The sequence below is a fragment of the Janthinobacterium sp. BJB301 genome, assembly GCF_002735685.1.
Lineage (GTDB): Bacteria > Pseudomonadota > Gammaproteobacteria > Burkholderiales > Burkholderiaceae_D > Janthinobacterium > Janthinobacterium lividum.
Genome location: NZ_PDZJ01000004.1, coordinates 224,970 through 247,108, shown reverse-complemented (window position 1 = coordinate 247,108; position 22,139 = coordinate 224,970). Strand labels below are relative to the sequence as shown.

22 protein-coding genes are annotated in these 22,139 nt (G+C 62.8%); 8 read left to right on the top strand and 14 right to left on the bottom strand.

Annotation, left to right across the window (positions count from 1 at the left end):
• Positions 1–21: 21 nt before the first annotated feature.
• Together CSQ91_RS23120 and CSQ91_RS23115 are read right to left on the bottom strand one after the other, a co-directional pair.
• Positions 22–804, bottom strand: coding sequence for a LytR/AlgR family response regulator transcription factor (locus tag CSQ91_RS23120; RefSeq protein ID WP_092609502.1), 783 nt, complete (start codon positions 802–804; stop codon positions 22–24).
• On the bottom strand, positions 797–2,056 hold the full coding sequence (locus tag CSQ91_RS23115; RefSeq protein WP_099389748.1) for a histidine kinase: 1,260 nt from the start codon (positions 2,054–2,056) through the stop codon (positions 797–799). Before CSQ91_RS23115 ends, CSQ91_RS23120 begins: the two co-directional genes overlap by 8 nt.
• Positions 2,057–2,341: 285 nt before the next feature.
• On the opposite strand from CSQ91_RS23115, the gene CSQ91_RS23110 reads away from it, so the two are divergent.
• Positions 2,342–2,767, top strand: coding sequence for an organic hydroperoxide resistance protein (locus tag CSQ91_RS23110; RefSeq protein ID WP_034783746.1), 426 nt, complete (start codon positions 2,342–2,344; stop codon positions 2,765–2,767).
• Positions 2,768–3,056: 289 nt separating this feature from the next.
• On the opposite strand, the gene CSQ91_RS28775 is transcribed toward CSQ91_RS23110, so the two are convergent.
• Entirely contained in the window at positions 3,057–3,647 is a 591-nt protein-coding gene (locus CSQ91_RS28775; protein WP_180278493.1) for a PEP-CTERM sorting domain-containing protein, read from the bottom strand.
• A gap of 310 nt (positions 3,648–3,957) precedes the next feature.
• On the opposite strand from CSQ91_RS28775, the gene CSQ91_RS23100 reads away from it, so the two are divergent.
• Together CSQ91_RS23100 and CSQ91_RS23095 are read left to right on the top strand one after the other, a co-directional pair.
• Positions 3,958–4,434: a GNAT family N-acetyltransferase gene (locus tag CSQ91_RS23100; protein WP_099389746.1), complete on the top strand. Its 477-nt coding sequence runs from the start codon at positions 3,958–3,960 to the stop codon at positions 4,432–4,434.
• Entirely contained in the window at positions 4,431–5,102 is a 672-nt protein-coding gene (locus CSQ91_RS23095; protein ID WP_099389745.1) for a diphthine--ammonia ligase, read from the top strand. The genes CSQ91_RS23100 and CSQ91_RS23095 overlap by 4 nt, the downstream gene beginning before the upstream one ends.
• A 66-nt stretch (positions 5,103–5,168) precedes the next feature.
• Here the strand turns inward: CSQ91_RS23095 and CSQ91_RS23090 are convergent, their stop codons facing one another.
• Together CSQ91_RS23090 and CSQ91_RS23085 are read right to left on the bottom strand one after the other, a co-directional pair.
• Positions 5,169–5,648, bottom strand: a complete 480-nt coding sequence (locus tag CSQ91_RS23090) for an FKBP-type peptidyl-prolyl cis-trans isomerase (RefSeq protein ID WP_099389744.1) — start codon at positions 5,646–5,648, stop codon at positions 5,169–5,171.
• Positions 5,649–5,793: 145 nt separating this feature from the next.
• Positions 5,794–7,671, bottom strand: a complete 1,878-nt coding sequence (locus CSQ91_RS23085; RefSeq protein WP_070258389.1) for a potassium transporter Kup — start codon at positions 7,669–7,671, stop codon at positions 5,794–5,796.
• A gap of 237 nt (positions 7,672–7,908) precedes the next feature.
• Between CSQ91_RS23085 and rarD the strand changes: the two genes are divergently transcribed.
• A complete protein-coding gene (gene rarD / locus CSQ91_RS23080) occupies positions 7,909–8,793 on the top strand; it encodes an EamA family transporter RarD (RefSeq protein WP_034783754.1) in 885 nt (294 codons plus the stop codon).
• Positions 8,794–8,889: 96 nt separating this feature from the next.
• Entirely contained in the window at positions 8,890–10,557 is a 1,668-nt protein-coding gene (gene ettA / locus CSQ91_RS23075; protein WP_034783756.1) for an energy-dependent translational throttle protein EttA, read from the top strand.
• Between the two features lie 172 nt (positions 10,558–10,729).
• Here ettA and CSQ91_RS23070 read toward each other — a convergent pair whose 3' ends face one another.
• Positions 10,730–11,311 (bottom strand): porin family protein, encoded by a 582-nt coding sequence (locus tag CSQ91_RS23070; protein ID WP_034783757.1) that lies wholly within the window; start codon positions 11,309–11,311, stop codon positions 10,730–10,732.
• A gap of 224 nt (positions 11,312–11,535) precedes the next feature.
• On the opposite strand from CSQ91_RS23070, the gene CSQ91_RS23065 reads away from it, so the two are divergent.
• Complete coding sequence (locus tag CSQ91_RS23065) at positions 11,536–12,117, top strand: molybdopterin-dependent oxidoreductase (protein WP_034783760.1); 582 nt, start codon at positions 11,536–11,538, stop codon at positions 12,115–12,117.
• A gap of 143 nt (positions 12,118–12,260) precedes the next feature.
• Here CSQ91_RS23065 and CSQ91_RS23060 read toward each other — a convergent pair whose 3' ends face one another.
• Complete coding sequence (locus CSQ91_RS23060) at positions 12,261–12,623, bottom strand: hypothetical protein (RefSeq protein ID WP_070258385.1); 363 nt, start codon at positions 12,621–12,623, stop codon at positions 12,261–12,263.
• A gap of 265 nt (positions 12,624–12,888) precedes the next feature.
• On the opposite strand from CSQ91_RS23060, the gene CSQ91_RS23055 reads away from it, so the two are divergent.
• Positions 12,889–14,343, top strand: coding sequence for a sensor domain-containing diguanylate cyclase (locus tag CSQ91_RS23055; RefSeq protein ID WP_099389743.1), 1,455 nt, complete (start codon positions 12,889–12,891; stop codon positions 14,341–14,343).
• Between the two features lies 1 nt (position 14,344).
• On the opposite strand, the gene CSQ91_RS23050 is transcribed toward CSQ91_RS23055, so the two are convergent.
• The 7 genes from CSQ91_RS23050 to CSQ91_RS23020 are packed head-to-tail and all read right to left on the bottom strand — an operon-like array spanning position 14,345 to position 20,026.
• The gene (locus CSQ91_RS23050; RefSeq protein ID WP_099389742.1) at positions 14,345–15,172 is read right to left on the bottom strand and encodes a Rossmann-like and DUF2520 domain-containing protein; all 828 of its coding nucleotides are present in this window, start codon (positions 15,170–15,172) and stop codon (positions 14,345–14,347) included.
• A 2-nt stretch (positions 15,173–15,174) separates the two neighbouring features.
• Entirely contained in the window at positions 15,175–15,762 is a 588-nt protein-coding gene (locus CSQ91_RS23045) for a DUF924 family protein (protein ID WP_099389741.1), read from the bottom strand.
• A 16-nt stretch (positions 15,763–15,778) separates the two neighbouring features.
• Complete coding sequence (locus tag CSQ91_RS23040) at positions 15,779–16,519, bottom strand: MgtC/SapB family protein (protein WP_034783768.1); 741 nt, start codon at positions 16,517–16,519, stop codon at positions 15,779–15,781.
• Positions 16,520–16,768 carry a hypothetical protein gene (locus tag CSQ91_RS23035; RefSeq protein ID WP_070258377.1) on the bottom strand — a complete coding sequence of 83 codons (249 nt, stop codon included), beginning with the start codon at positions 16,766–16,768 and terminating at the stop codon, positions 16,520–16,522.
• A complete protein-coding gene (locus CSQ91_RS23030) occupies positions 16,768–18,591 on the bottom strand; it encodes an aminopeptidase P family protein (RefSeq protein ID WP_099389740.1) in 1,824 nt (607 codons plus the stop codon). The genes CSQ91_RS23035 and CSQ91_RS23030 overlap by 1 nt, the downstream gene beginning before the upstream one ends.
• A 30-nt stretch (positions 18,592–18,621) precedes the next feature.
• On the bottom strand, positions 18,622–19,341 hold the full coding sequence (locus CSQ91_RS23025) for a hypothetical protein (RefSeq protein ID WP_143451082.1): 720 nt from the start codon (positions 19,339–19,341) through the stop codon (positions 18,622–18,624).
• Positions 19,328–20,026: a Crp/Fnr family transcriptional regulator gene (locus CSQ91_RS23020; protein ID WP_034783773.1), complete on the bottom strand. Its 699-nt coding sequence runs from the start codon at positions 20,024–20,026 to the stop codon at positions 19,328–19,330. The genes CSQ91_RS23025 and CSQ91_RS23020 overlap by 14 nt, the downstream gene beginning before the upstream one ends.
• Before the next feature lie 180 nt (positions 20,027–20,206).
• Between CSQ91_RS23020 and CSQ91_RS23015 the strand changes: the two genes are divergently transcribed.
• The gene (locus CSQ91_RS23015) at positions 20,207–22,138 is read left to right on the top strand and encodes an AMP-binding protein (RefSeq protein WP_099389738.1); all 1,932 of its coding nucleotides are present in this window, start codon (positions 20,207–20,209) and stop codon (positions 22,136–22,138) included.
• Position 22,139: the final 1 nt, after the last annotated feature.

The window sequence follows — 22,139 nt, the reverse complement described above, 5'->3', positions numbered from 1 at the left end:
TTTGAAACGGCGCAATCGCGGCTACATATTGCGGAACAAGGCCATGAACGGCTGGCTCACGGCCAGGGTTTCCGGCCGCGTCTTCAGGCGCAGGGCGCCGCGTCCCACTTCGTCGCGCGTGACGGACGCCACCATCTTCATGTTGACGATGGTGGAGCGGTGGATCTGCTTGAAGATGGCCGGGTCGAGCACGTCGAGCAGTTCGCGGATCGGCTTGCGCAGCAGCGCCTCGCCTTCCGCCGTCATGACGGCCGTGTACTTGGTGTCGGACTGAAAATAGGCGATGTCTTCCACCATGATCAGCCGCGTATCCTTGCCGCTGCTGGCCGTCAGCCAGACCAGCGGCGGTGACTTGGCGGCCGCCGGCAAGGCGCTGCTCAATTGCTGCAGCAAGCCGGCCAGCGCGCCGTCATCCACCTGGGTCTTGCCGGCCCGTGCCTGCACGCGCTGCACGGTCGCTTGCAGGCGCTCGCGGGCTATGGGTTTCAATAAATAGTCGACGGCGCCCTTGTCGAAGGCATCGATCGCGTACTGGTCGTAGGCGGTGACGAACACCACCTGCGTGGCGGGACTCGCTTCGAGCGCGCCGGCCGCCACTTCCAGCCCCGTCAATCCCGGCATGCGGATGTCGAGGAAGGCGATGTCGGGCTGATGCGTGGCGATGGCGTCGAGCGCCGCGCCGCCGTCGTCGCAGGCGGCGACGATGCGCAAGCTGGGCCACTCTTCGGCCAGCAGGGCCACCAGCGCATCGCGCAACAGGGTTTCGTCTTCGGCGATGACGCAAGTCATCTCGGGCTTATGCATAGGAGACTCCCCGCGCCGTGCTGTCGGGCACCGTGATGGTGGCCGTCACGCCATCGGGGAAATTGGCGAGGATGGAAAACGACGCGGCCGCGCCATAGGTCAGGCGCAGGCGTTCGCGCACATTGCGCAAGCCGATGCCCGTGCCGGCGCCATCGTCGCTGAAGCCCTTGCCGTCGTCGGCCACCGTGACGATCACCGTGCCGTCACCGCTGCGCGCCATGATCCAGATGGTGCCGCCGCCGCTTTTCGGCTCCAGGCCGTGCTTGATGGCGTTTTCCACCAGGGTTTGCAGCATCATCGGCGGCAGCTCCGCCTGGCGCAGGTATTGCGGCACCTCGATCTGCAGGTTCAGGCGTCCACCCATGCGGATTTTCAGGATATCGAGGTAGGCGCGCGCCCGTTCCAGTTCCGTGCCCAGGGTCGACATGGCTTGCTCCGTGCGCGGCAGCGAGTGGCGCAGGTACAGGATCAGATTACCCAGCATCTCGTCGGCACGCACGGGATCGCTGCGCGTGAGCAGCTGCGCGCTGGCCAGGGTGTTGTACAGGAAGTGCGGTTCCACCTGCGCGTGCAGCAGGCTCAGTTTGGCCACCGTGAGTTCCTTTTCCGTCACCGTCTGGCGCGCCTCGGCCTGCTCGCCGCGGCGGCGCTGCGCCACCCGGCGCGTCATCGCCCGCGTCACCGCTTCCGCGTTTTCCAGGTTGCTGCCATGGTCGACAAGGAACCAGTCGGTCCAGGCATTGCGCGCCGGCTCGCAGATCAGGGTCACGCTGCCCGCCTCGCCATTCGGCGTCACGGTGGCGAGAATCTGGTTCGGCCGCGGTTCAATGAAGCTCAGCAAGCGCATGCGGGGCAAGCCCGTGTGCGTGTAGGGTGCGGCGCGGCGCACGCGGGCCTGCACCTGCAGGCTGTCGCGCGCGCTTTCGACCACTTCGCTGCCCGGCAGTTCGCGGATGGCCGCGTCGATCATGTCGAACGCTTCGCCCGCCTCGAACGGGATCTCGATCTGGCGCCGCTGGCGGCTCGACAGGGTGCCGGCATTGACGGTGCCGGCGATCAGGCGCACGCGCCGCACGTGCGAAAACGCATTCGTGATGACGGCGCTGGCCAGCAATGCGCCGACGATGACAAAGAAGCCTTCCGTCTGCCCGAAGATATAGCGCAGGAAATTCTCGACCAGGATCGCCGTGGCGATGATGTAGGTGAGCATCGTGGCCAGGGTGATGCGCAGGATAAAGAAGAGGCTAGTCATGATTTTTCCTTGGGGTGTGAAGTGGGGCCAAGCATAACCACCGGCCCCACCGGCGGTGGCCATTATGCGATGGAAGGGCAATACTGGCGACAAAGGCAAGAAAATAAAGCATAAATCCGCGCCCTTCCTAAATAAAATAGCTTGCAATTAAATAGCGCACGATATATATTGAGCACATGGACGCCGCAAATCGCTTCTTCAGACGGGCATCCTGGGGCAGTAGCCCACGAAACAAGTAGCACACTATTTAGTCGTTAACTATTTAACTCACCGAGGAAAACCATCATGTCGATCAAACAAGTCCTGTACCGCGCTCAAGCCACCGCCACCGGAGGCCGCGAAGGCCGTGCCGTGTCGTCCGACAATGTGCTGGACGTCAAGCTGACCACGCCAAAAGAACTGGGCGGCAATGGCGCCGTCGGCACCAATCCGGAACAACTGTTCGCTGCCGGCTACTCGGCCTGCTTCATCGGCGCCATGAAATTCGTCGGCGGCCGCGACAAGATCGCCCTGCCGGCGGATTTGTCCATCGAAGGCAACGTCGGTATCGGCGCCATCGAAACGGGCTTCGGCATCGAAGTGGAACTGAAAATTTCGCTGCCAGGCATGGAACGCGCCGCCGCCGAAGCGCTGGTCGCCGCCGCCCACATCGTGTGCCCCTACTCGAACGCCACGCGCGGCAACATCGACGTCACCCTGACAATCGTGTAATCGGACGGCAACGTCCTTCATCCGCCCCGGCAACGTTACGTTACCGGGGATTTAACACGGCAATTCCTCGGAAATGGATGTGTCTTAAAAAGCATGTGCACTGCTGTGGAATGCACGACTGCATGGCTCGTCCACATCGAGCAAACGCGCGAGCCGCAAGGTGCGGCACGGCCAGACCGATCGCCTGGGGAAGTTCGGCATTGGCGCTCACCGTGCCCTGCATCATATGCCGCGCAAGATAGAGAGCGCGCCAATGCCGGTGCGTCAATATAAGACCCGCAAGGCGGGATCAGGCGGAAATATTACGACGGCGTACCCGTGTCAAGTACATGAGCGCCAAGCCCGCAGGCAGCATCAATGCGACCGTTGGCTCAGGGACTGGTGCTGGAGAGATGGTAAAGGTCGTCCGGTCGGACCATTCATATTGATAGAACCAACTGTCGCCACCAGTGTGCAAATTTCCACCTCCGCCGCTGAAAGAACTGCGGGTAGCGCCGCTGCTACTCCACCAGTGGACGCGAAGTTCGTCAGTGCCGAATGTGGCGACTGAATAGTACAGCGCCCCCGTCAGTGCATAACTGAATCTATATACTTTACATTGCAGAGTGGAACTGCCGCATCCCCCGCTGCCAGGAATGATTTTTTCAGGCACATAGTCATGGCCCTGGGATTCGAAATAGCTGAGTTCATCAAGCATAACAATGCCATCCAGATTACGGTCCTCCCCGGTGAAACTGCCCGTGTACTTCATCTCGGGATCGAACACGCCGGTAGTCGCATCGACAAAGCCTTGATAGGCAAAATTCCAGGTCGTCTGCTCGGCATGGACAGAAGAGATTCCGGCGACAAATAGGGCGGCGCATAGCAGATTTTTTTTCATGGCTTCCTCGTATGGTTTGCAGCACGTTATAAAGTTCATTCAGGTGGATGCCACAATCACAAACGACAGCAAACCGCCATACAAATATTACCATAATTACAATTTCCGTCCGAGTACGGCATGATTTCGGCGTGCTGTAGATTGTGTGGAAAGACTTGCAATTCAGTCGCAGCGGCAAAACCACTATTTTTCATATACGTCAGCGGCAACTGGTCCGCCAAGGCCGACGCCGAAGCGCATTTGCGCCCGTTGGTCAACGCCAGAGCCCTGAAACCGCTAAAATCACGCCACTTTCAATCAAGGATGCCCCATGATCAGCTGGCAATGGAACACGTTCGACGAACTCGGCCCCCACGATTTGTACCAGGTGCTAGCCTTGCGCCAGCGCGTGTTCGTCATCGAACAGCAATGCATTTACCCGGACCTCGATGGCCATGACCAGCAAGCCATGCATTTGCTGGGCTGGCAAACGGCCGCTGGCCAGCGCCGGCTGGCCGCGTACCTGAGGGTGCTGGCGCCCGGCGCCAAGTATGTGGAAATGTCGCTGGGCCGCGTGCTGACGGCGCCCGAGGCGCGCACCACGGGCGCCGGCAAGCATCTGCTGGCGGAAGGCATCGCACGCGCGGAACGCCAGCACCCTGGCCACGCCATCCGCATCGGCGCCCAGCAATATCTGGAGCGCTTCTACCAGTCCTTCGGCTTTGTCACCGTCAGCGCGCCCTACGATGAAGACGGCATACAGCACGTCGACATGCTGCGCGCGGTACCGCCGGGAGCGGCGGCATGACGACGGCCCTCATTTCCTGGAGCGGCGGCAAGGATTCCTGCCTGGCCCTGTGGCGCGCGCGCAACGCCGGCACGAGCGTGCCGCTGTTGATCACGGCCATGGATGAAGACGGCCGCAAGTCACGCTCGCACGGCGTGCCGCCCGAACTGCTCGAGGCGCAGGCAGCCAGCCTGGGCGCGCGCCTGCAGCGCTATCACGCCAGCTGGGCCAGCTACGAAGAGCAATTCATCGCCATGCTGCGCGCGGCGAAAGACGAAGGCATCGCCCACGCCATCTTCGGCGACATCGACTTGCAGCCGCACCGCGACTGGGAAGAAAAAGTCTGCGCCAGCGCCGGCCTGACGGCCCACCTGCCCCTGTGGGGCGAGGACCGCCGCGCGCTGGTCGATGAGTTCCTTGCCGCCGGCTTCAAAGCCATCGTCGTGTGCATCAATGGCCAGCACTTGCCGCGCGCATTTTGCGGGCGCGAGTTCGACGCCGCCTTCCTCGCCGACCTGCCGCCCGGCGTCGACGCCTGCGGCGAAAACGGCGAATTCCACACCTTCGTCTACGACGGCCCCGCCTTCAGCGCACCGGTGGCGCTGCGCCGCACGCAAGTGCTGCAATATGACGCGCCAGCCAATCTGGGCGGCGCCACCTACTACTTCCAGGAACTGGCGCCAGTTTGAATTGGCCGCAAAAACAAAAAGGGCGACTCCATGGAGTCGCCCTTTGTTCGTGCACCTTGCGCGTGCTTACTTTTTCTCCACTTTTAGCAGCGTGATGTCGAACACCAGGCCGGCGTAAGGCGGGATCACCACCGCTTTCGTAACCCTGTCGCTGGTGCCGTTAACGCCATAGCCGAGGTCATACGGAATGAGCAGGCGGCGCGTGCCACCCACCTGCATGCCGACCAGGCCACGGTCCCAGCCCAGAATCATTTGGCCGATGCCCAGGACAAACGTAAAACTTTTGGGAGGGGCTGTCGTGTCGAATTGCACGCCTTTGCCGTCCGGCTTGCTCGCGTCGTACAGCCAGCCCGTGTAGACCACCGTCAAGGTATCGCCCGCCGCGGCGGCCGTGCCGCTGCCTTTCACCAAGTCAGGAAAGGCGAGCTCTTTCACTTGCGTATTCGGGTCAAGCACGACCGGCTTCTCGGTGTTGGCAGCAGCGCCGCAAGCGGTCAGGGCCACGGCGCAAGCGAGGGTGGCGATCATTTGAAATACCGATTTCATGGTTTCCCTTTAAATATTGGTGTGTGGCTAAGCCCGTACGGTGCGGACCGGTACGGGCTGGAGTTTAACAGGACTCGCGTAGCCCATTTGTAAGCAGACGTAAGCAAGGCAGTAACTGTGTCTCGATGCAACGTTGACACAATATCTATATTTCCACCTGTGTGCCCAGTTCGATCACCCGGTTGCTCGGGATCTGATAGTAGTCGGCCGCCGTGCGCGCATTGCGCGACATGGTGACGAACAGGTGCTCGCGCCATGGCATCATGCCGGCCCCCGGCGTCGAAATGATGGTCTGGCGCGCGATGAAGAACGACGTTTCCATCATCTCGAAATCCAGTCCCTGCTCGGCGCACTGCGCCAGCGCGGCCGGAATGTCCGGTTCATCCTTGAAGCCGTAATGCACATTCACCTGGTAGCACTGGTGGCCCAGGTCCACCACGCGCACGCGCTCGGAAGGCGCCACCCACGGCTCTTCATGCATGAAGACGGTCAGGAAGATCACCCGCTCATGCAACACTTTGTTGTGCAGCAAGTTATGCAGCAGCGCATGCGGCACGCCATCCGTTTCGCCGCGCAGGAAGATGGCCGTGCCGGGCACGCGCAGCGGCGGCGCGATGAACAGCGACGAAAGGAAATCGTCGAGCGGGATCGCATGCTTTTCCAGGTTCTGGAATACCAGCTGGCGGCCCCGCTTCCAGGTCAGCATGACGATGAACAAAATCGAGCCCAGCAGCAGCGGGAACCAGCCGCCGTGGAACAGTTTCAGCGCTGTGGCCGACACCAGGTTGACGTCGATGATCAGGAAAAAGCCCGTGGCGGCCCAGCACAGGGCCAGGTTCATCTTCCAGCGGTAGCGGATGACGAAGAAGGTCAGGATGGTGGTCGACAGCATGGTGGCCGTCACGGCGATGCCGTAGGCGGCGGCCAGGTTTTCCGAGGAACCGAAGCCGATGACGGCCAGCAGCACCACGGCCAGTTGCAGCCAGTTCACGGCGGGGATGTAGATCTGCCCGATTTCGCTTTCCGACGTGTGGCGCACGCGCATGCGCGGCAAGAAGCCCAGCGCGATCGCTTGCTTGGTCATCGAGAAAGTGCCGGAAATGGTCGCCTGCGAGGCGATCACGGTGGCCATGGTCGACAGGATCACCAGCGGATACACGCTCCACGCGCCCAGCTGCTGGTAAAACGGATTCGAGACGGCTTCCGGATGCGCCAGCAGCAAGCCGCCCTGGCCCAGGTAGTTCAGCGCCAGCGCGGGAAAGGCGATCAGGAACCAGGCCAGGCGGATCGGCTTCTTGCCGAAATGGCCCATGTCGGCGTACAGCGCCTCGGCACCCGTCAGCGCCAGCACCACGGCGCCCAGGGCAACGAAGGCGACAAAGCCGTTATTCATCAGGAAAGTGGCGGCGTGCAGGGGATTGAGTGCGGCCAGGATGGCCGGCGACTTGATGATGTTGACCACGCCCATGCCCGCGAGCGCGGCAAACCACAGCACCATGATGGGGGCAAAATAGCGGCCGATGCCGGCCGTGCCGTGCGACTGCACCGAGTACAGCGCCACCAGCACCACCATCGTCAGCGGCACCACATACGGACTGAAGGCGGGCGTGGCCACTTCCAGGCCTTCGATCGCCGACAGCACGGAAATGGCCGGCGTGATCACGCTGTCGCCATAGAACAGGGTGGCGCCGAAGACGCCGATCACCATCAGCGGGAAATGCCAGCGCGACAGGCGGCTGACGGACGACAGTACCAGCGCCATCAGGGCCATGATGCCGCCCTCGCCGCGGTTGTCGGCACGCAACACCAGGGTTACGTACTTGAGCGAGACGATCAGGGTCAGGCCCCAGAAAATCAGCGAGACGATGCCCAGCAGGTTCTCGTGCGAGAGCAGCAGGCCGTGGGCCGGGTCAAAGACGGTCTTCAGGGTGTACAGCGGACTGGTGCCGATATCGCCGTAAACGATGCCCACGGCCGCCAGCGTCATGCCGGCAAGGCCGCTTTTTTTATGTTCCGACGTCAAGGTTGCACCCGTTTTTGTTTTGTTGCATCGCACAATATGATAGGTATTAGCAAATAGCAAGAGTATTTTTGCATGGTTCCGCAGCTGCCCCAAAGTCGTGGTTTTGTGCCGCTCCGCCTTGCTGCGCGGGCTTGCGGCATTAATTTGTTGCCATTCTACGCCTCGCCAGCGGCGCCGGGCAGCCCCCGATGTTTTCAGCCATAATGACAGACTGTCTACTCTCCAGCGAAGCCCATCATGAATCCAGGCATGCTCTACGCCTCCCTCGCCTTCCTCTGCTGGGGCCTGTTCCCCCTGTACTTTCACGCCATCGGCGAGATCGCGCCACAGGAAATCCTGGCGCACCGCATGGTCTGGTCGCTGTTGTTCCTGGGCGTCGTGCTGACCGTGCGCCGGCAGTGGAGCTGGCTGGGCAGCCTGAAAGCGCAGCCCAGGGTGGTGGCCAGCTTCGTGGCCAGTGCGTTCTTGCTGTCCGCCAACTGGTTCATCTATATCTGGGCCGTCAACAACGGCCACGTGGTCGACGCCAGCCTCGGCTACTTCATTACGCCCCTGATCAATGTCATGCTGGGCTTTTTGCTGCTGCACGAGCGCCTGCGCCGCCTGCAGTGGCTGGCCATCGGCCTGGCAGCCTGCGGCGTGGCCTGGCTCACTTGGCAGGCGGGGCAAGTGCCGTGGATCGCCCTGCTGCTGGCGGCCACCTTCGGCGGCTATGGCTTGCTGCGCAAGACGGCCGCGCTGGGCGCGCTGGAAGGCTTGTCATTCGAGACATTGATTCTGTTCCCTCTGGCGCTGGCCTATATGCTGTGGCTGGGCTGGCATGGCCAGAGCGGCTTCGTCAATACAGACTCCACCGCCACGCGCGCGCTGCTGCTGGCGTCCGGCCCCATCACGGCCATTCCCCTGCTGCTGTTTGCCGCCGGTGCGCGCCGCCTGCCGCTGGCCGTGCTGGGGCTGCTGCAATACATCGCCCCCACGGGGCAGCTGCTGATCGGCGTGTGGGTCTTCCACGAATCGTTCACGCCCGAGCGCATGCTGGGCTTCCTCGTCATCTGGACGGCGCTGGCCCTGTATGCGGCCGAGGGCCTGTGGACGGCCCGCAAGGCGCGCGCCACCGCCTAGTCTTGCCCTGGAGCCCGTTTCCGCAGCGCGCAGCGCTGGCCGGAAGCGGGCGTTTACCGTATCCTGTCCGTCTTTGTATATCACCCGAGATTTCTAATGGCAAATTACGTCTACACCATGAATCGCGTGGGCAAAATCGTCCCGCCCAAACGCCAGATTCTGAAAGATATTTCCCTCTCCTTCTTCCCAGGCGCGAAGATCGGCGTACTGGGCCTGAACGGCTCCGGCAAATCGACCCTGCTGAAAATCATGGCAGGCATCGACACCGACATCCAGGGCGAAGCCGTGCCGATGCCGGGCCTGAACATCGGCTACCTGCCGCAGGAACCGCAGCTGGACCCGGAAAAGACCGTGCGCCAGGAAGTCGAGTCGGGCCTGGGCGAAGTATTTGAGGCGCAAGCCAAGCTGGAAGCCGTATACGCCGCGTATGCCGAGGAAGACGCCGATTTCGACGCCCTGGCCACGGAACAGGCACGCCTGGAAGCGATCATCTCGACTTCCGACGGCGGCAATTTGAATCTGCAGCTGGAAATGGCCGCCGACGCGCTGCGCCTGCCGCCATGGGACGCCAAGGTCGGCGTGCTGTCCGGCGGTGAAAAGCGCCGCGTGGCACTGTGCAAGCTGCTGCTGTCGAAACCCGACATGCTGCTGCTCGACGAACCGACCAACCATCTGGATGCGGAATCGGTCGACTGGCTGGAACAATTCCTGCTGCGCTTCCCCGGCACCGTGGTGGCCATCACCCATGACCGCTACTTCCTCGACAACGCGGCAGAGTGGATCCTGGAACTGGACCGTGGCAGCGGCATTCCATGGAAGGGGAACTACTCGACCTGGCTGGAGCAGAAGCAAGCCCGCCTGAAGCAGGAAGAATCGACGGAATCGGCGCGCCAGAAGGCGCTGCAGAAGGAATTGGAATGGTCGCGCCAGAACCCGAAAGCGCGTCAGGCCAAATCAAAAGCCCGCCTGGCCCGCTTCAACGAGTTGTCCGAGCACGAATACCAGAAACGCAATGAAACGCAGGAAATCTTCATTCCCGTGGCCGAACGCCTGGGCAATGACGTCATCGAGTTCAAGAACGTGTCGAAAGCGTTCGGCGACCGTTTGCTGATCGATAACCTGAGTTTTACCGTGCCGCCAGGCGCCATCGTCGGCATCATCGGCCCCAACGGCGCCGGTAAATCGACCCTGTTCAAGATGATCACCGGCAAGGAACAGCCGGACAGCGGCGAAGTGGCCATCGGCCAGACGGCACGCGTGTCCATCGTCGACCAGAACCGCGATTCGCTGGCCGACAACAAGTCCGTCTTTGAAGATGTGTCCGGCGGCGCCGACATGCTGACTGTGGGCCGCTTTGAAATGCCGTCGCGCGCCTATCTGGGCCGCTTCAACTTCAAGGGTTCGGACCAGCAAAAAATGGTCGGCAACCTGTCCGGCGGTGAGCGTGGCCGTCTGCACCTGGCGAAAACCCTGCTGATGGGCGGCAACGTCCTGCTGCTCGATGAACCATCGAACGATCTGGACGTGGAAACCTTGCGCGCACTGGAAGACGCCTTGCTGGAATTTGCCGGCAGCGTCATGGTCATTTCCCATGATCGCTGGTTCCTCGACCGTATCGCCACGCACATCCTGGCATTCGAAGGCAACTCGCAGGTCACCTTCTTTGACGGCAACTATCAAGAGTACGAAGCCGACAAGAAGAAACGCCTGGGCGAAGAAGGCGCGAAACCAAAACGTATCCGCTACAAGCCGTTGACCACGTAATTTCGGTCCGGCCATGCAAAAAGGCAGTTACCTCGCGGTAACTGCCTTTTTTTTCAGCAAATTTCCAGTTTTTAAAACCGTAGCGAGCGGCAACGAATTGTGGCTGAGAAGCGGAGCTGTGCTATAGCACAGTGAGCATCGGAGGCCGCAAAGCGTGCCGCGCAGTAGGTTTTTAGAAGTTGTAGCGTGCGCCCAAAGCGAGGCCGGTGGCCTTGCGGCCCTGGTCGGCGCTCTTGCCGAAGTGTTCCACTTCCGCCGTCAGCGAGACTTTCTCGTTGATCGCATACTGTGCACCGAGGGAAGCGTACACGCCCGTCTTGTCGTTGCCGCTGATGCCGGTCGACAGGCCGGTGCCGCTCAAGCTGTTCTTGACCTTGGCCACGCCGAGCTTGCCGAATACACCGACCTTGTCGGTCACGGGCATGGTGGCCTTGCCGGCCAGATAGTAGCCGTGCGAATCGCTTTTCACGGAACCGTTGCCGGCGCCAGTGACATAGCTGTAATCCTTGCTGCCGAAATCGGCGTAGCCGCCCTCGACCGCCCAGGTTTTATCGAAATCGTAACCGGCGAAGATCTTGGCGCCGGCCTTGTAGCCGCTGTGATTATCGGCGCTGGTGGCGCCAGGAATATCGAAGTTATAACGGTTGCCCGTGACGCCGGCACCCACATAGGCGCCTTCGGCGTGTGCGGCGCTCATGCCGGTCAGTGCGGTAACGGAAGCGATCATTGCAAACAGGATTTTCTTCTTCATCATGTTCTCTCTCTCAATTAGTTGACTTGCCTGGATTCGCAGTTCAGCGAAGTGCGATGACTACACAATAACAGCCGAAAAAAGCTACGTCTTTCTCCATTCCGTAAGAACTGTGACAAGATGTAAGCCAACATTCCAAACTGACAATAACCGTAAAATGCGCACTGTTAAGCGAACTTAAGATAGACTTAAGAACATTAGCGATTTTCAGTCAAGAGGAGAAGTGCATGCACAAACGCCAGTTTCTCGCCGCCGCCATGGCTGCCAGCGCCCTGCCCGCCATAAGCAGGGCTGCACCCGCCGGCCTGCGCGGTCCGGCCCTGCTGACCATCACGGGCAGCATCGACAAGCCGAACCGGGGCCCGTTCGACGCCGTGCGCGACCAGATGATGCACAAGCAAAAGATCAGTTTCGAACGGGCGCGCGCCTTCGACTTCGCGGCGCTGGCGAACTTGCCGGCACGCACCATCCACCCTACCCTGGAATACGATGGCAAGGCGCATGCCCTGCGCGGGCCGCTGCTGGTCGATGTATTGAAGGCGGCGGGCGCGCCTGAGGAAGATGCCGTGCGGCTGCTGCTGCGCGCCGTGGATGGCTATGCGGCGGCGCTGACCATGGCACAGGCGCGCGCACAGCGTTTTATTGTCGCCACCCACCTGGACGGGCAGGCGATGGCGCTGGGCGGCCTGGGACCGCTATGGGCGATCCACGATGCGGACCGCATCGCGGCCGTGGCGGCGCTGCCCCTGGCCGAACGCTACACCAGCTGCCCGTGGGCGCTGTATCACATCGGCGTGGAGGCCGGTTGACGCTACTTAAAACGCCAAACAAAACCGTAGCGAGCGGAAGGAAGAGGTGGCTGAGAAGCGGAGCTGTGCTAATGCACGGGGCCGCCGAGGCAGTGAGCATCGCAGGCCGCCTATACCGACGCGCAGTAGGTTTTGATAGGCGTTTAGGCGTAGGCTTCCGCCATCGACATCACCCGTGGGGCGATAGTGATGCCGTGTTCCTCGAACAGGGCCGTGATGGCCGCCAGGTTGTGCGTGCACTCCTCGGTTTTCCAGCCCTTGAAGATATCCGTGCCATCCTTCTGGAAATGCAGGTCCAGCACCTTGCCCGCATCCTTGTGCAGGTAGGGCGAACTATAGGTGTTCTCGAAGCCGAGCGCCTTCAATTGCCCCAGCAAAGCCGATGGTGGATGGTCGGGATCGGTGGCGAGAAAAATGCCGAAGGTCTTGCCAGGCGGCTTGGCGGCGATGTCGACCTCGTAGATGCCGGGGGCCTTGCTGACAGACGTACTCTTTAAAAATAACATACAACACTCCCTGCGCGTAATGTCCCGCGCCTGAAACGGACGGCAAGACAGGGGCGGTGCGCAATGATTCCCCTCGTCAAATCTTATTGCTAATTTGCATCTTTGTCGACAAATCGGCACTTTTATTTGGTAAGTCGTGGTTATCTTGTCGCGCTCAGCAAGGTAAATTGTCAATAAATCCAGTTATCATTGCGCCAATACCCGCCCTGCTGCATACTTTTGGCTTGCGTCACGATTGCCTTCCCGCCGGCCACTCCTCGTCTCCATGCGTCTTCTGTCGATCAAGTACCGCCTGCTCATCCTCCTGACCCTGATCCTGGGCGCGGGCTTCATGGCCACCAGCCTGGCCAGCTACCTGGCGTCGCGCCAGACCATCGAACATGGCATCGCCGACCAGACCTTGCCGCTGACGGGCGACAATATCTATTCCGAAATCCAGAAGGACATGCTGCGCCCCGTCTTCATTTCCTCGCTGATGGCGCACGACACCTTCGTGCGCGACTGGATACTCGCCGGCGAAAACAAGCCGGAACAGATCGTGCGCTACCTGGCCGAAGTCAAGAAGAAATACGGCGCCATCACCAGCTTTCTCGTCTCGGACAAGAGCAGCAAATATTATTACGCGGAAGGCACCCTGAAATCCGTCAGCCCGCAGGCGACGCGCGACATCTGGTACTACCGCGTGCGCGCCATGGAAAACAGCGACTATGAAACGAATGTCGACGTGGACATGGCCAACCGCGACAGCATGACCATCTTCATCAACCACCGCGTACTCGACTACGACGGCCAGTTCATCGGCGCCACCGGCATCGGCCTGACTCTGGACACCATGAGCCACATCATCGACCGCTACCAGGCACGCTTTCACCGCAACATCTATTTTGTCGATGGCGCCGGCACCCTGGTGTTGGCGGGCAAGACCATGCGCAACGGGCACGGCAACATCCGCAGCCTGCCCGGCGTGAACGCCATTGCCGACCAGATCATCAACCACCAGAGCGAACCGACGCATCTGTCGTACCAGCTTGGCCGCGCGCAAATCCTCGTCAACTCGCGTTTCATTCCCGAACTGGGCTGGTACCTGGTGGTCGAGCAGAACGTCAGCGACGAAGTCCAGTCGCTGCAGCGCGTCTTCATCCTCAACCTGGCCATAAGCTTTGGCGTCACCCTGCTGGTACTGGTGCTGACCTTGCTGACGGTGAACCGCTACCAGCGCCGCATCGAGCGCATCGCCTCGACGGATGCGCTGACCGGGCTATTGAATCGCCAATCGCTGGAATTGCTGTTCCAGCGCGCCATGTTCCTGTCCAGGCGCAACGAGCAACCGATGTCCGCCATCCTGTTCGACATCGATTTCTTCAAGCGCGTCAACGATACGCACGGCCACCTGTGGGGCGACAAGGTCATCCGTGGCGTGGCCGACGTGGCGCGTGCCACCGTGCGCGAAAGCGACGTCATCACGCGCTGGGGCGGCGAGGAATACCTGGTATTGCTGAATAACTGCAACCTGGCCAAAGCGGCGGAAGTGGCGGAAAACCTGCGCGCCGCCATCGAAGGCCACGATTTCGGCTTGCCCGAACCGCAGGTACCCGTGACGATCAGCCTGGGCGTGGCCGAGTACCGGCCAGAGGAAAGCGAATCGGCCTTCTTTTCGCGCGCCGACAGCGCGCTGTATCAGGCCAAGCAGCACGGCCGCAACGGCGTGCACGCCGCCTGAGTCATCCCCCGCGCTTGCGCCTGGCCAGATCTTGCGTGGGCGCCACCAGCGCACGGTACAACTCGCCCGTGGCGGCATCCCAGCTTTGCACGGCCAGCTGCTGGCGTTGCACGGTGGCCGAGTCGCCCCGCGCGATGGGGCCGGACAGCGCGGGCGCGGCGCCCAGGCGGAACACGTTCGCCACCGCTTCCGTCACCAGAGGCTGCGCCAGTTCGCGCGCCACCGGCTCGGGAATGCCGGCCGCCTGGTAAGCGCGCAAGGCGGCGTCGAGCACCGTCACCAGGTAATTGCTGGCGAAGACGGCAGCGGCGTGATACAGGGTCTTGGCGGCCGGGTCGATGGGCACGGGACGCGCGCCGATGGCGTTCAATGCCGGCGTGAGGAAGGCCAGCGCCAGCGGATCGCCTTCGACGCCGCAAAACGTGCCGTCAAAGGTGGCGGCCACCTGCTGCGGGTCGGCAAAGCTGCGGATCGGGTGGGCGCTGGCGACAAAGGCACCGGCCTGCGTGGCGGCCAGCAGCGCGTTCGACGCCAGCGCGCCGCTGCAGTGGAACACAATGGCGCCCGCCTGGCGTCCTTCGGCCACCAGCGCCGCGCAGGCGGGGCCGATCTGGTCATCCGCCACGGCCAGCATGGTGACGTCGGCGCGCCGCAAAGCCGCATAGCTGGCGACGGGAGTGCCTGCGCCCATGAAATCGACGGCCGATTGCGCCGACGCCATCGAGCGCGTCAGCACGTCCTGCACGGCGACACCCTCCACGCCGGCGAACAAACGGCCCAGCACACGGCCCACATGGCCGGCGCCGATGATATTCAGGGTGACGTTCATGTCTAGAAACTTGATCCCGGCTGGCGCAGGAATTCCAGCTCCTGCGACGTGGAAGCGCGGCCCAGGATGGCGTTACGGTGCGGGAAGCGGCCAAAGCGGGCGATCACTTCCTGGTGCCGCTCGGCGTAGTCGAGCATGCCGTCAAAGCCGGGCTGCGCCTGCGACAGCAGCTGGAACAGCTCGACGGCGCGCGCCTGCATGGCCAGGTCTTCCGCGTGTTCGAACGGCAGGTAGGCGAAGGCGCGCAGCATCGGCGGCAGCTGCTGATCAAGGCCTTGCTCGGTCAAGGATAGAGCCAGCGCCAGCGCCCGGGCGTCGCCAGCAAAGGCGCGCGGCGTGCCGCGATACACATTGCGCGTGAATTGATCGAGCACGATGAGGCGCGCCAGCGCGCCGTGCGGCGCCGTGTCCCACTCGCGCAAGCCACCCTCGATGGCGGCATCGATCAGCGCGCCGAAACGTTCGCGTATCTGCGCGTCGAAGCCGTCATCCTTGCGGAACCATTCCATGCGCGACTGGCCGTAATCCGGGTTATCCGGCGGCAGGAACCAGAAATCGAGTACCTCTTGGGCCTGTGCATCCATATCCATCCTCTCAGCATCCATGTCAATTACGGGCATGCGACAGCTGGAAGCCGGCGATGCCTTCGAAAGCGGCCAGTTCGGCCGACATGGCGGACAGGCTGGCGCCCGTGTTCTTGCCATGCGCGATGGCGACGAAGCGCCATTCCTGCATGCCTTCGTTGCTGCCGATGGTCAGCGAACCGCTGGCGATGTCGTAGCCGCGCTTGGCCGCCATGCGCCGCAGCGCATCTTCACGCGGAATAAACCCCTGGCGGAAGCGCATGGTGATGGCCACCGCGTGGCGCGACGGCAGCCAGTTCTCCAATTTTGACAGAAAAATCATCGCCATCGCGCACAGGAAGGCCAGGCCCATGGCCGACAGATAAAAGCCGATGCCGACCATGATGCCGATCACGGACGAGGCCCAGATCGAGGCGGCCGTCGTCAGGCCGCTGATATTGAAACCCTCGCGCATGATGACGCCGGCGCCGAGAAAACCCACGCCCGTGACGATACCCTGGATGACGCGCGTGGGGTCGCTGCCGACGATGGCGCCATGGCCGCCGTACCAGAACTCGGGATAGCCGCCCAGCACCGTCAGCGCGGCCGAGGCCATGCAGACAAGGCTGTAGGTGCGCATGCCCGCCGCGCGCCCGTGATACGAGCGTTCATAGCCAACCAACAAGCCCAGCAGCAGCGCGCCCAGCAGGTTCAGCAGGATCACGCCATTCGTCGCCAGCTCGGCCGGCGACCAGTAGGCGCGCAGGAAGTCGATGGTCGGCATTTAGGGCTTTTTGCTCAGCTGCTTTTCAAACGCCACGTCAAGCTTGCTGACGCGGCGCGCCTTTTGCGGCCCCAGGCCATTGACGAAGGCGACAAAGGCGTCCAGTTCCAGCGGCGGGCACAAAGGCGGCAAGCCCGGCCCTTCCGTGAGGAAGAACAGTTCATCGCCGGTGCGCGCCATCGTGTAGAGGCGCTGGCCGGTGCGTTCCTTGAGCCGCTCGATGGCGGACGTGGCGCGGGTCGAGCGCATCAGATGGCTCCCGTGCGCTGTTCCAGCCACGCCAGCGCAGGCGCATCGGCCGGCGCGGCCAGGTGCGGCGCGAGGCGCGCGCGCACGGTCGCGTGATAGTCGTTGAGCCAGGCCGCCTCGTCGTCGCGCAACAGCGAGCGCTCCACGCAGCGCGTGTCGATCGGGCACAGGGTCAGGGTTTCAAAACGCAAAAATTCGCCAAACTGCGTCGTCCCTGCCGGGACGTTCAGCACCAGGTTCTCGATGCGGATGCCCCACTGGCCGGGACGGTAGATGCCCGGCTCGATGGAAGTGATCATGCCAGGTTCCATGGCCGTCTGCGGCTCCGGCATGGCGGACTGGGAAATCGATTGCGGCCCTTCGTGGACGTTGAGGAAAAAGCCCACGCCGTGGCCCGTGCCATGACCGAAATCGATGCCCTCGGCCCACAGGGGCGCGCGCGCAATCGAGTCCAGCATGGGCGACTTCACGCCGCGCGGGAATTGCGCGCGCGACAGGGCGATCATGCTGCGCAAGACCAGGGTGAAATCGCGCTTGTGCTCTGCCGTGATCGTGCCGACGGGGACCACGCGGGTGATATCCGTGGTGCCGCCCCAATACTGGCCGCCCGAGTCGATCAGCAGCAAGCCGTCGCCTTCGATGGTAGCCTCGCTGCCCGCATGGGCGTGGTAATGCATGATGGCGCCATGCGCATTGAAGCCGGCGATGGTGCCGAAACTGGGGCTGACAAACCCGGCGCGGCGCGCGCGGGCGGCCGTCAGGTGCTCGTCGACGCCGATTTCCGTCAACGGTGCGCGCTGCGGGTCGGCCAGGGTGCGATCCAGCCAGCTGAAAAACTCGCACAGGGCGGCGCCATCCTGCTCCATGGCGGCGCGCACGTGCGCCGCTTCGCCGTCGGTCTTGCGCGACTTGGCCAGGGTGGTCGGGTTGATCGATTCGACCACCTGCACGCCATCGGCCACGGCCTGGCGCGTGCCGAACGTGATGCGGCGCGGGTCGAGCAGCAAGGTGGCGCCGGCCGGCAAGGCGGCCAATGCAGCGCCGGCACGGTCATACGCGGCCACGTCCACGCCCTCGCTCTCCAGGGTGGCGCGCAGGGCCGCCGGCACCTTGCCGTCGGCGACGAACAGCGTGGCGCGCTCGGGTCCCACCAGCGCATGCGCGAGGAAGACGGGGTTGTAATTGACGTCGGCGCCGCGCAGGTTGAACAGCCAGGCGATATCGTCGAGGGTGGAAATCACATGGTGGCTGGCGCCTTGGGCCGCCATGCTGGCGCGCAGGGCCGCCAGTTTTTGCGTGCGCGACAGCGAGGGATACGCGGCCGCATGCTCGAACACGGGTGCGGCGGGCATGGCCGGACGATCCGGCCACACGGCTTGCAGCACATCGGTGTCCGTGCGCAGGATCACTTGCGCGCCCAGCGCCTGTTGCAGCAGGCGCGCATTGGCCAGGCCCAGCACGGCGCCATCGACGGCCACCGTCTGCCCCGGCTGCATGGTTTCGCCCAGCCAGTCGATATACAGCACGCTGGCGCCGGACGGGATTTTCTTCAGGACGATGCCGCTACCGGCCAGTTCGTCCTCCGCCTGTTCCCAATAGCGGCCATCGGTCCACACGCCGGCGAAATCCTGCGTCACGACCAGGGTGCCGACGGAACCCGTAAAGCCCGACAGCCACTCGCGGCCCTGCCAGCGGGCCGGCAGATACTCGGACAAGTGCGGGTCGGCCGAGGGCACGATCAGGGCGTCGATGTGCTGCGCGCGCATGGCGCCGCGCAGTTGCGACAAACGGGAGGCGGGAGTGGCTTGGTCAGGTGTCTGCATGGGGACGGAAAAAGCGGTGCTGGGAAGCGCCTATGATACCCCGATTAGCCCGGGTAAGGCACTGCGCGCCCGCAACGCCTTTTCCGCCGGTTTCAGGTTGCGTTCGAGTTTTTTCCGGATGCCCGCGTGGCGCACCTGGTCCAGCGCCGCGCGCAGGGCTTCCAGGCTTGCCTGGGTGGGGATGGTTTCCACGCCATGGCCCAGCGCCATGGCCAGCGACTGCGACGGCGCGCTTTTCGCCGTGCCGGGCGCCACGCATACCTGCGGCAGCAAGGTGGCGATGACGGGCGCGAACCATGCGTCATCGCGGTAGGCAGCCACCCGCGCGGCGCGCGCCAGCACGCCGGAATCGGCCGTGGCAAAGGCCGCATCGGCCACATACGGCAGCTGGCCCGCGTGGATGGCGGCGACGTGCGCAGCCGCTTCTTCCAGGATGACGCGCGCAAAATCCGCATACGCGGCGTCGCCGGCCAGCTCTTGCGCGGGATCCGTATCGCCGATGTCGTCGCGGCTCCAGTGCCCGCTGTGCGGCGAGCGGGCCAGCGCCAGCAGGGAGGCATCGCGCAATTGCGGCAGCAAGGCCAGTTCGCGCAGGGTAATCGGCATCGGCAGCACGGCGTGGCGCGCCTGCATGGCCGCATCGAGCCGCGCCAGGGCCTTGGCGCCAGCCAGGCGCGCCTGCAGGAACGACTGGTAGTGCTGCTCCGTCAGCTGCCGCACCTCGTCCATCGACACCTCATTCGCCATCATCGGCCTCATAGCGGCGCAAGCCCTCCAGGTCCAGCACGCGGATGCCGCCGTAATCGAGGCGCAATAAACCTTTTTTTTCCAGCACTTGCAAGGCCTGGTTGGCGCGCTGGCGCGAAGAGCCGGACAACAGCCCGATTTCTTCCTGCGACAGCTGCACCAAGGTTTCCACGCCCGGGTACAAGTGCGAATTGAACATCGAGGCCAGGCAGCGCGCCACGCGCGTGTTCAAGTCAAGCAGGCGTTCGTTTTCCACCATGCCGATGAACTGGCCCAGGCGCTCGTTGAGCTGCATCAGCAGGAAGCGCGTGAATGGCAGGCTCGTTTCCAGCAGCCAGTGGAAGGTGGCGCCGGGCAGGCGCGCCACGCGCGTGTCGCGCAGGGCCATGGTGTCGTATTTGCGGATTTCATTCTTCAGCAATGAACCTTCTCCGAACCAGCTGCCGGGCGGCACGCCGATAAAGGTCATGGCCTTGCCGGAAGCGGAAAAATTATTCATCTTGACCATGCCGCTGATGACGCCGATCCAGTTGTCCACGGGCTCGCCCTTGCGGCAGACAAAGCCGCCTTTCGGCACGAAGGTTTCAAACACATCCGCCTCGACCCTGGCCAGTTGAACGGGATCGAGCAGCTGTGCCCAGTGGGCCGCGCGCACGGCATCCTTGAGGCTGATATCAGGATTGGTCATTGTGCGATGCACCATCGAAAAGTGGGTAAATGTCCCCGAAAAGACAACTTGGCAAACTAACGCAAGCTACTATCATTGCACAAACGCCTTACACATAAAAAACACAGAGCGCCATCCAACGAGGTGGGGCCTGAGACAAGCAACAGGGAGACACTGGTGCAAACGAATACCACAGCAGCAATGCCGACTTTTCCGCGGCGCTTATTGCAACACGGGACAGTACGATCCGACAAGCCCGCATTTCGCGAAAAATACCTGGGCATCTGGCAAACCTGGACCTGGCTTGAAGTCAACGAGGAAGTACGCGCGCTGGCCTGCGGCCTGGCAGCCATCGGCTTCCAGCGTGGCATGAACCTGGCCATCATCGGCGATAATCGTCCCCGCCTGTACTGGGCCATGCTGGCGGCGCAAAGCCTGGGCGGCGTGCCCGTGCCACTGTACCAGGACGCGCCGGCCGCCGACATGGCCTACGTGCTGCAGGATGCGGACATCCGCTACGCCATCGTCGAAGACCAGGAGCAGGTCGACAAGCTGCTCGAACTCAAAGCGCTGTATCCGCACGTCGCCCACATCGCCTATGACGATGAACGGGGCATGCGCCATTATCGCCAGCCGGAACTGATGTCCTTTGCCGCCCTGCAGGTGCTGGGCCGGGCCTATGACCGCGAACACCCGGGCTTTTTCGACGCCGCCGTGGCAGCGGGCCAAGGGAGCGACTCCGCCGTGATCCTGTACACCTCGGGCACCACGGGCAAGCCGAAGGGCGTATGCCAGAGCCACACGGCGCTGCTGGCTGCCGGCGTTGGCGGCGTCGCCTTCGACAAGCTCACCGACGAGGAAGACATCCTGTCCTACCTGCCCATGGCGTGGGTGGGCGACTGCCTGTTCTCGCTGGCGCAGGCCATGGTGGCCGGCTTTACCGTCAACTGCCCCGAATCGGGCGACACGGTGATGATCGACATGCGCGAAATCGGCCCCACCTGCTACTTTGCGCCGCCGCGCGTGTTCGAAAACATGCTCACCAGCGTGATGATACGCATGGAAGACGCCAGCAGCATCAAGCGCCACATGTTCAGCCATTTCATGGACGTGGCCAAGCGCTGCGGCGCGCAGATCCTGGATGGCAAGCCAGTTTCGCTGGCGGACCGCCTCAGCTACAAGCTGGGCGAGCTGCTCGTCTACGGCCCCCTGAAAAACGTGCTGGGACTGTCGCGCGTGCGCGTGGCTTATACCGCCGGCGCCGCCATCGGCCCCGACCTGTTCCGCTTCTACCGCTCCATCGGCGTCAATCTCAAGCAGCTGTACGGCTCGACCGAAACCTGCGCCTATGTCTGTCTGCAACCGGACGGCAATATCAAGTTCGACAGTGTCGGCTTGCCGGCGCCGGGCGTGGAAGTCAAGCTGGCGGCGAATGGCGAAGTGCTGGTCAAGTCGCCGGCCACCATGAGCGGCTACTTCCGGCGCCCCGACGCCACCGCCGAAGTGATCGACAACGACGGCTATTTCCATACGGGCGACGCGGGCGTGTTCGACAGCGAAGGCCATCTGAAAATCATCGACCGCGCGGCCGACGTCGGCAAGATGAATTGCGGCGCCATGTTCGCCCCCAACTACATCGAAAACAAACTCAAGTTCTTCCCCTTCATCAAGGAAGTGGTGGCCTTCGGCCATGCGCGCGACCAGGTGTGCGCCTTCATCAATATCGACATCGAAGCGGTGGGCAACTGGTCCGAGCGGCGCGGCATCGCCTACTCCGGCTACACCGACCTGGCGGCGCGCGCCGAGACCTATGGCCTGATCCGCGACTGCATCGAGCAAGTCAACGCGGAACTGGCGGCCGACCCGCTGATGGACCGCACGCAGGTGCACCGCTTCCTCGTGCTGCACAAGGAACTCGATCCGGACGACGATGAGCTGACCCGCACCCGCAAGGTGCGCCGCAAATTCATCGCCGAAAAGTACGCGGTGCTCATTTCCGCCCTGTATGAGGGCAAGGCAACGCAATACATCGAGACCCAGGTGAAATTCGAGGATGGCCGCACCGGTTCAACCAGCGCCGACCTGCAGATCTGGGACAGCAAAACGTATCGGCCCCAGGGCCTGGCCGCATGAT

Coding starts and splice junctions, on each gene's coding strand:
- CSQ91_RS23120 (WP_092609502.1), bottom strand. CDS start 804: ATGCATAAGCCCGAGATGACTTGCGTCATCGCCGAAGACGAAACCCTG.
- CSQ91_RS23025 (WP_143451082.1), bottom strand. CDS start 19,341: ATGATGGCGAATGAGGTGTCGATGGACGAGGTGCGGCAGCTGACGGAG.
- CSQ91_RS23040 (WP_034783768.1), bottom strand. CDS start 16,519: ATGCCGACCATCGACTTCCTGCGCGCCTACTGGTCGCCGGCCGAGCTG.
- CSQ91_RS23065 (WP_034783760.1), top strand. CDS start 11,536: ATGCACAAACGCCAGTTTCTCGCCGCCGCCATGGCTGCCAGCGCCCTG.
- CSQ91_RS23050 (WP_099389742.1), bottom strand. CDS start 15,172: ATGAACGTCACCCTGAATATCATCGGCGCCGGCCATGTGGGCCGTGTG.
- CSQ91_RS23055 (WP_099389743.1), top strand. CDS start 12,889: ATGCGTCTTCTGTCGATCAAGTACCGCCTGCTCATCCTCCTGACCCTG.
- ettA (WP_034783756.1), top strand. CDS start 8,890: ATGGCAAATTACGTCTACACCATGAATCGCGTGGGCAAAATCGTCCCG.
- CSQ91_RS23035 (WP_070258377.1), bottom strand. CDS start 16,768: ATGCGCTCGACCCGCGCCACGTCCGCCATCGAGCGGCTCAAGGAACGC.
- CSQ91_RS23015 (WP_099389738.1), top strand. CDS start 20,207: ATGCCGACTTTTCCGCGGCGCTTATTGCAACACGGGACAGTACGATCC.
- CSQ91_RS23090 (WP_099389744.1), bottom strand. CDS start 5,648: ATGAAATCGGTATTTCAAATGATCGCCACCCTCGCTTGCGCCGTGGCC.
- CSQ91_RS23020 (WP_034783773.1), bottom strand. CDS start 20,026: ATGACCAATCCTGATATCAGCCTCAAGGATGCCGTGCGCGCGGCCCAC.
- CSQ91_RS23060 (WP_070258385.1), bottom strand. CDS start 12,623: ATGTTATTTTTAAAGAGTACGTCTGTCAGCAAGGCCCCCGGCATCTAC.
- CSQ91_RS23045 (WP_099389741.1), bottom strand. CDS start 15,762: ATGGATATGGATGCACAGGCCCAAGAGGTACTCGATTTCTGGTTCCTG.
- CSQ91_RS23110 (WP_034783746.1), top strand. CDS start 2,342: ATGTCGATCAAACAAGTCCTGTACCGCGCTCAAGCCACCGCCACCGGA.
- CSQ91_RS23115 (WP_099389748.1), bottom strand. CDS start 2,056: ATGACTAGCCTCTTCTTTATCCTGCGCATCACCCTGGCCACGATGCTC.
- CSQ91_RS23095 (WP_099389745.1), top strand. CDS start 4,431: ATGACGACGGCCCTCATTTCCTGGAGCGGCGGCAAGGATTCCTGCCTG.
- CSQ91_RS23070 (WP_034783757.1), bottom strand. CDS start 11,311: ATGATGAAGAAGAAAATCCTGTTTGCAATGATCGCTTCCGTTACCGCA.
- CSQ91_RS28775 (WP_180278493.1), bottom strand. CDS start 3,647: ATGAAAAAAAATCTGCTATGCGCCGCCCTATTTGTCGCCGGAATCTCT.
- CSQ91_RS23030 (WP_099389740.1), bottom strand. CDS start 18,591: ATGCAGACACCTGACCAAGCCACTCCCGCCTCCCGTTTGTCGCAACTG.
- rarD (WP_034783754.1), top strand. CDS start 7,909: ATGAATCCAGGCATGCTCTACGCCTCCCTCGCCTTCCTCTGCTGGGGC.
- CSQ91_RS23100 (WP_099389746.1), top strand. CDS start 3,958: ATGATCAGCTGGCAATGGAACACGTTCGACGAACTCGGCCCCCACGAT.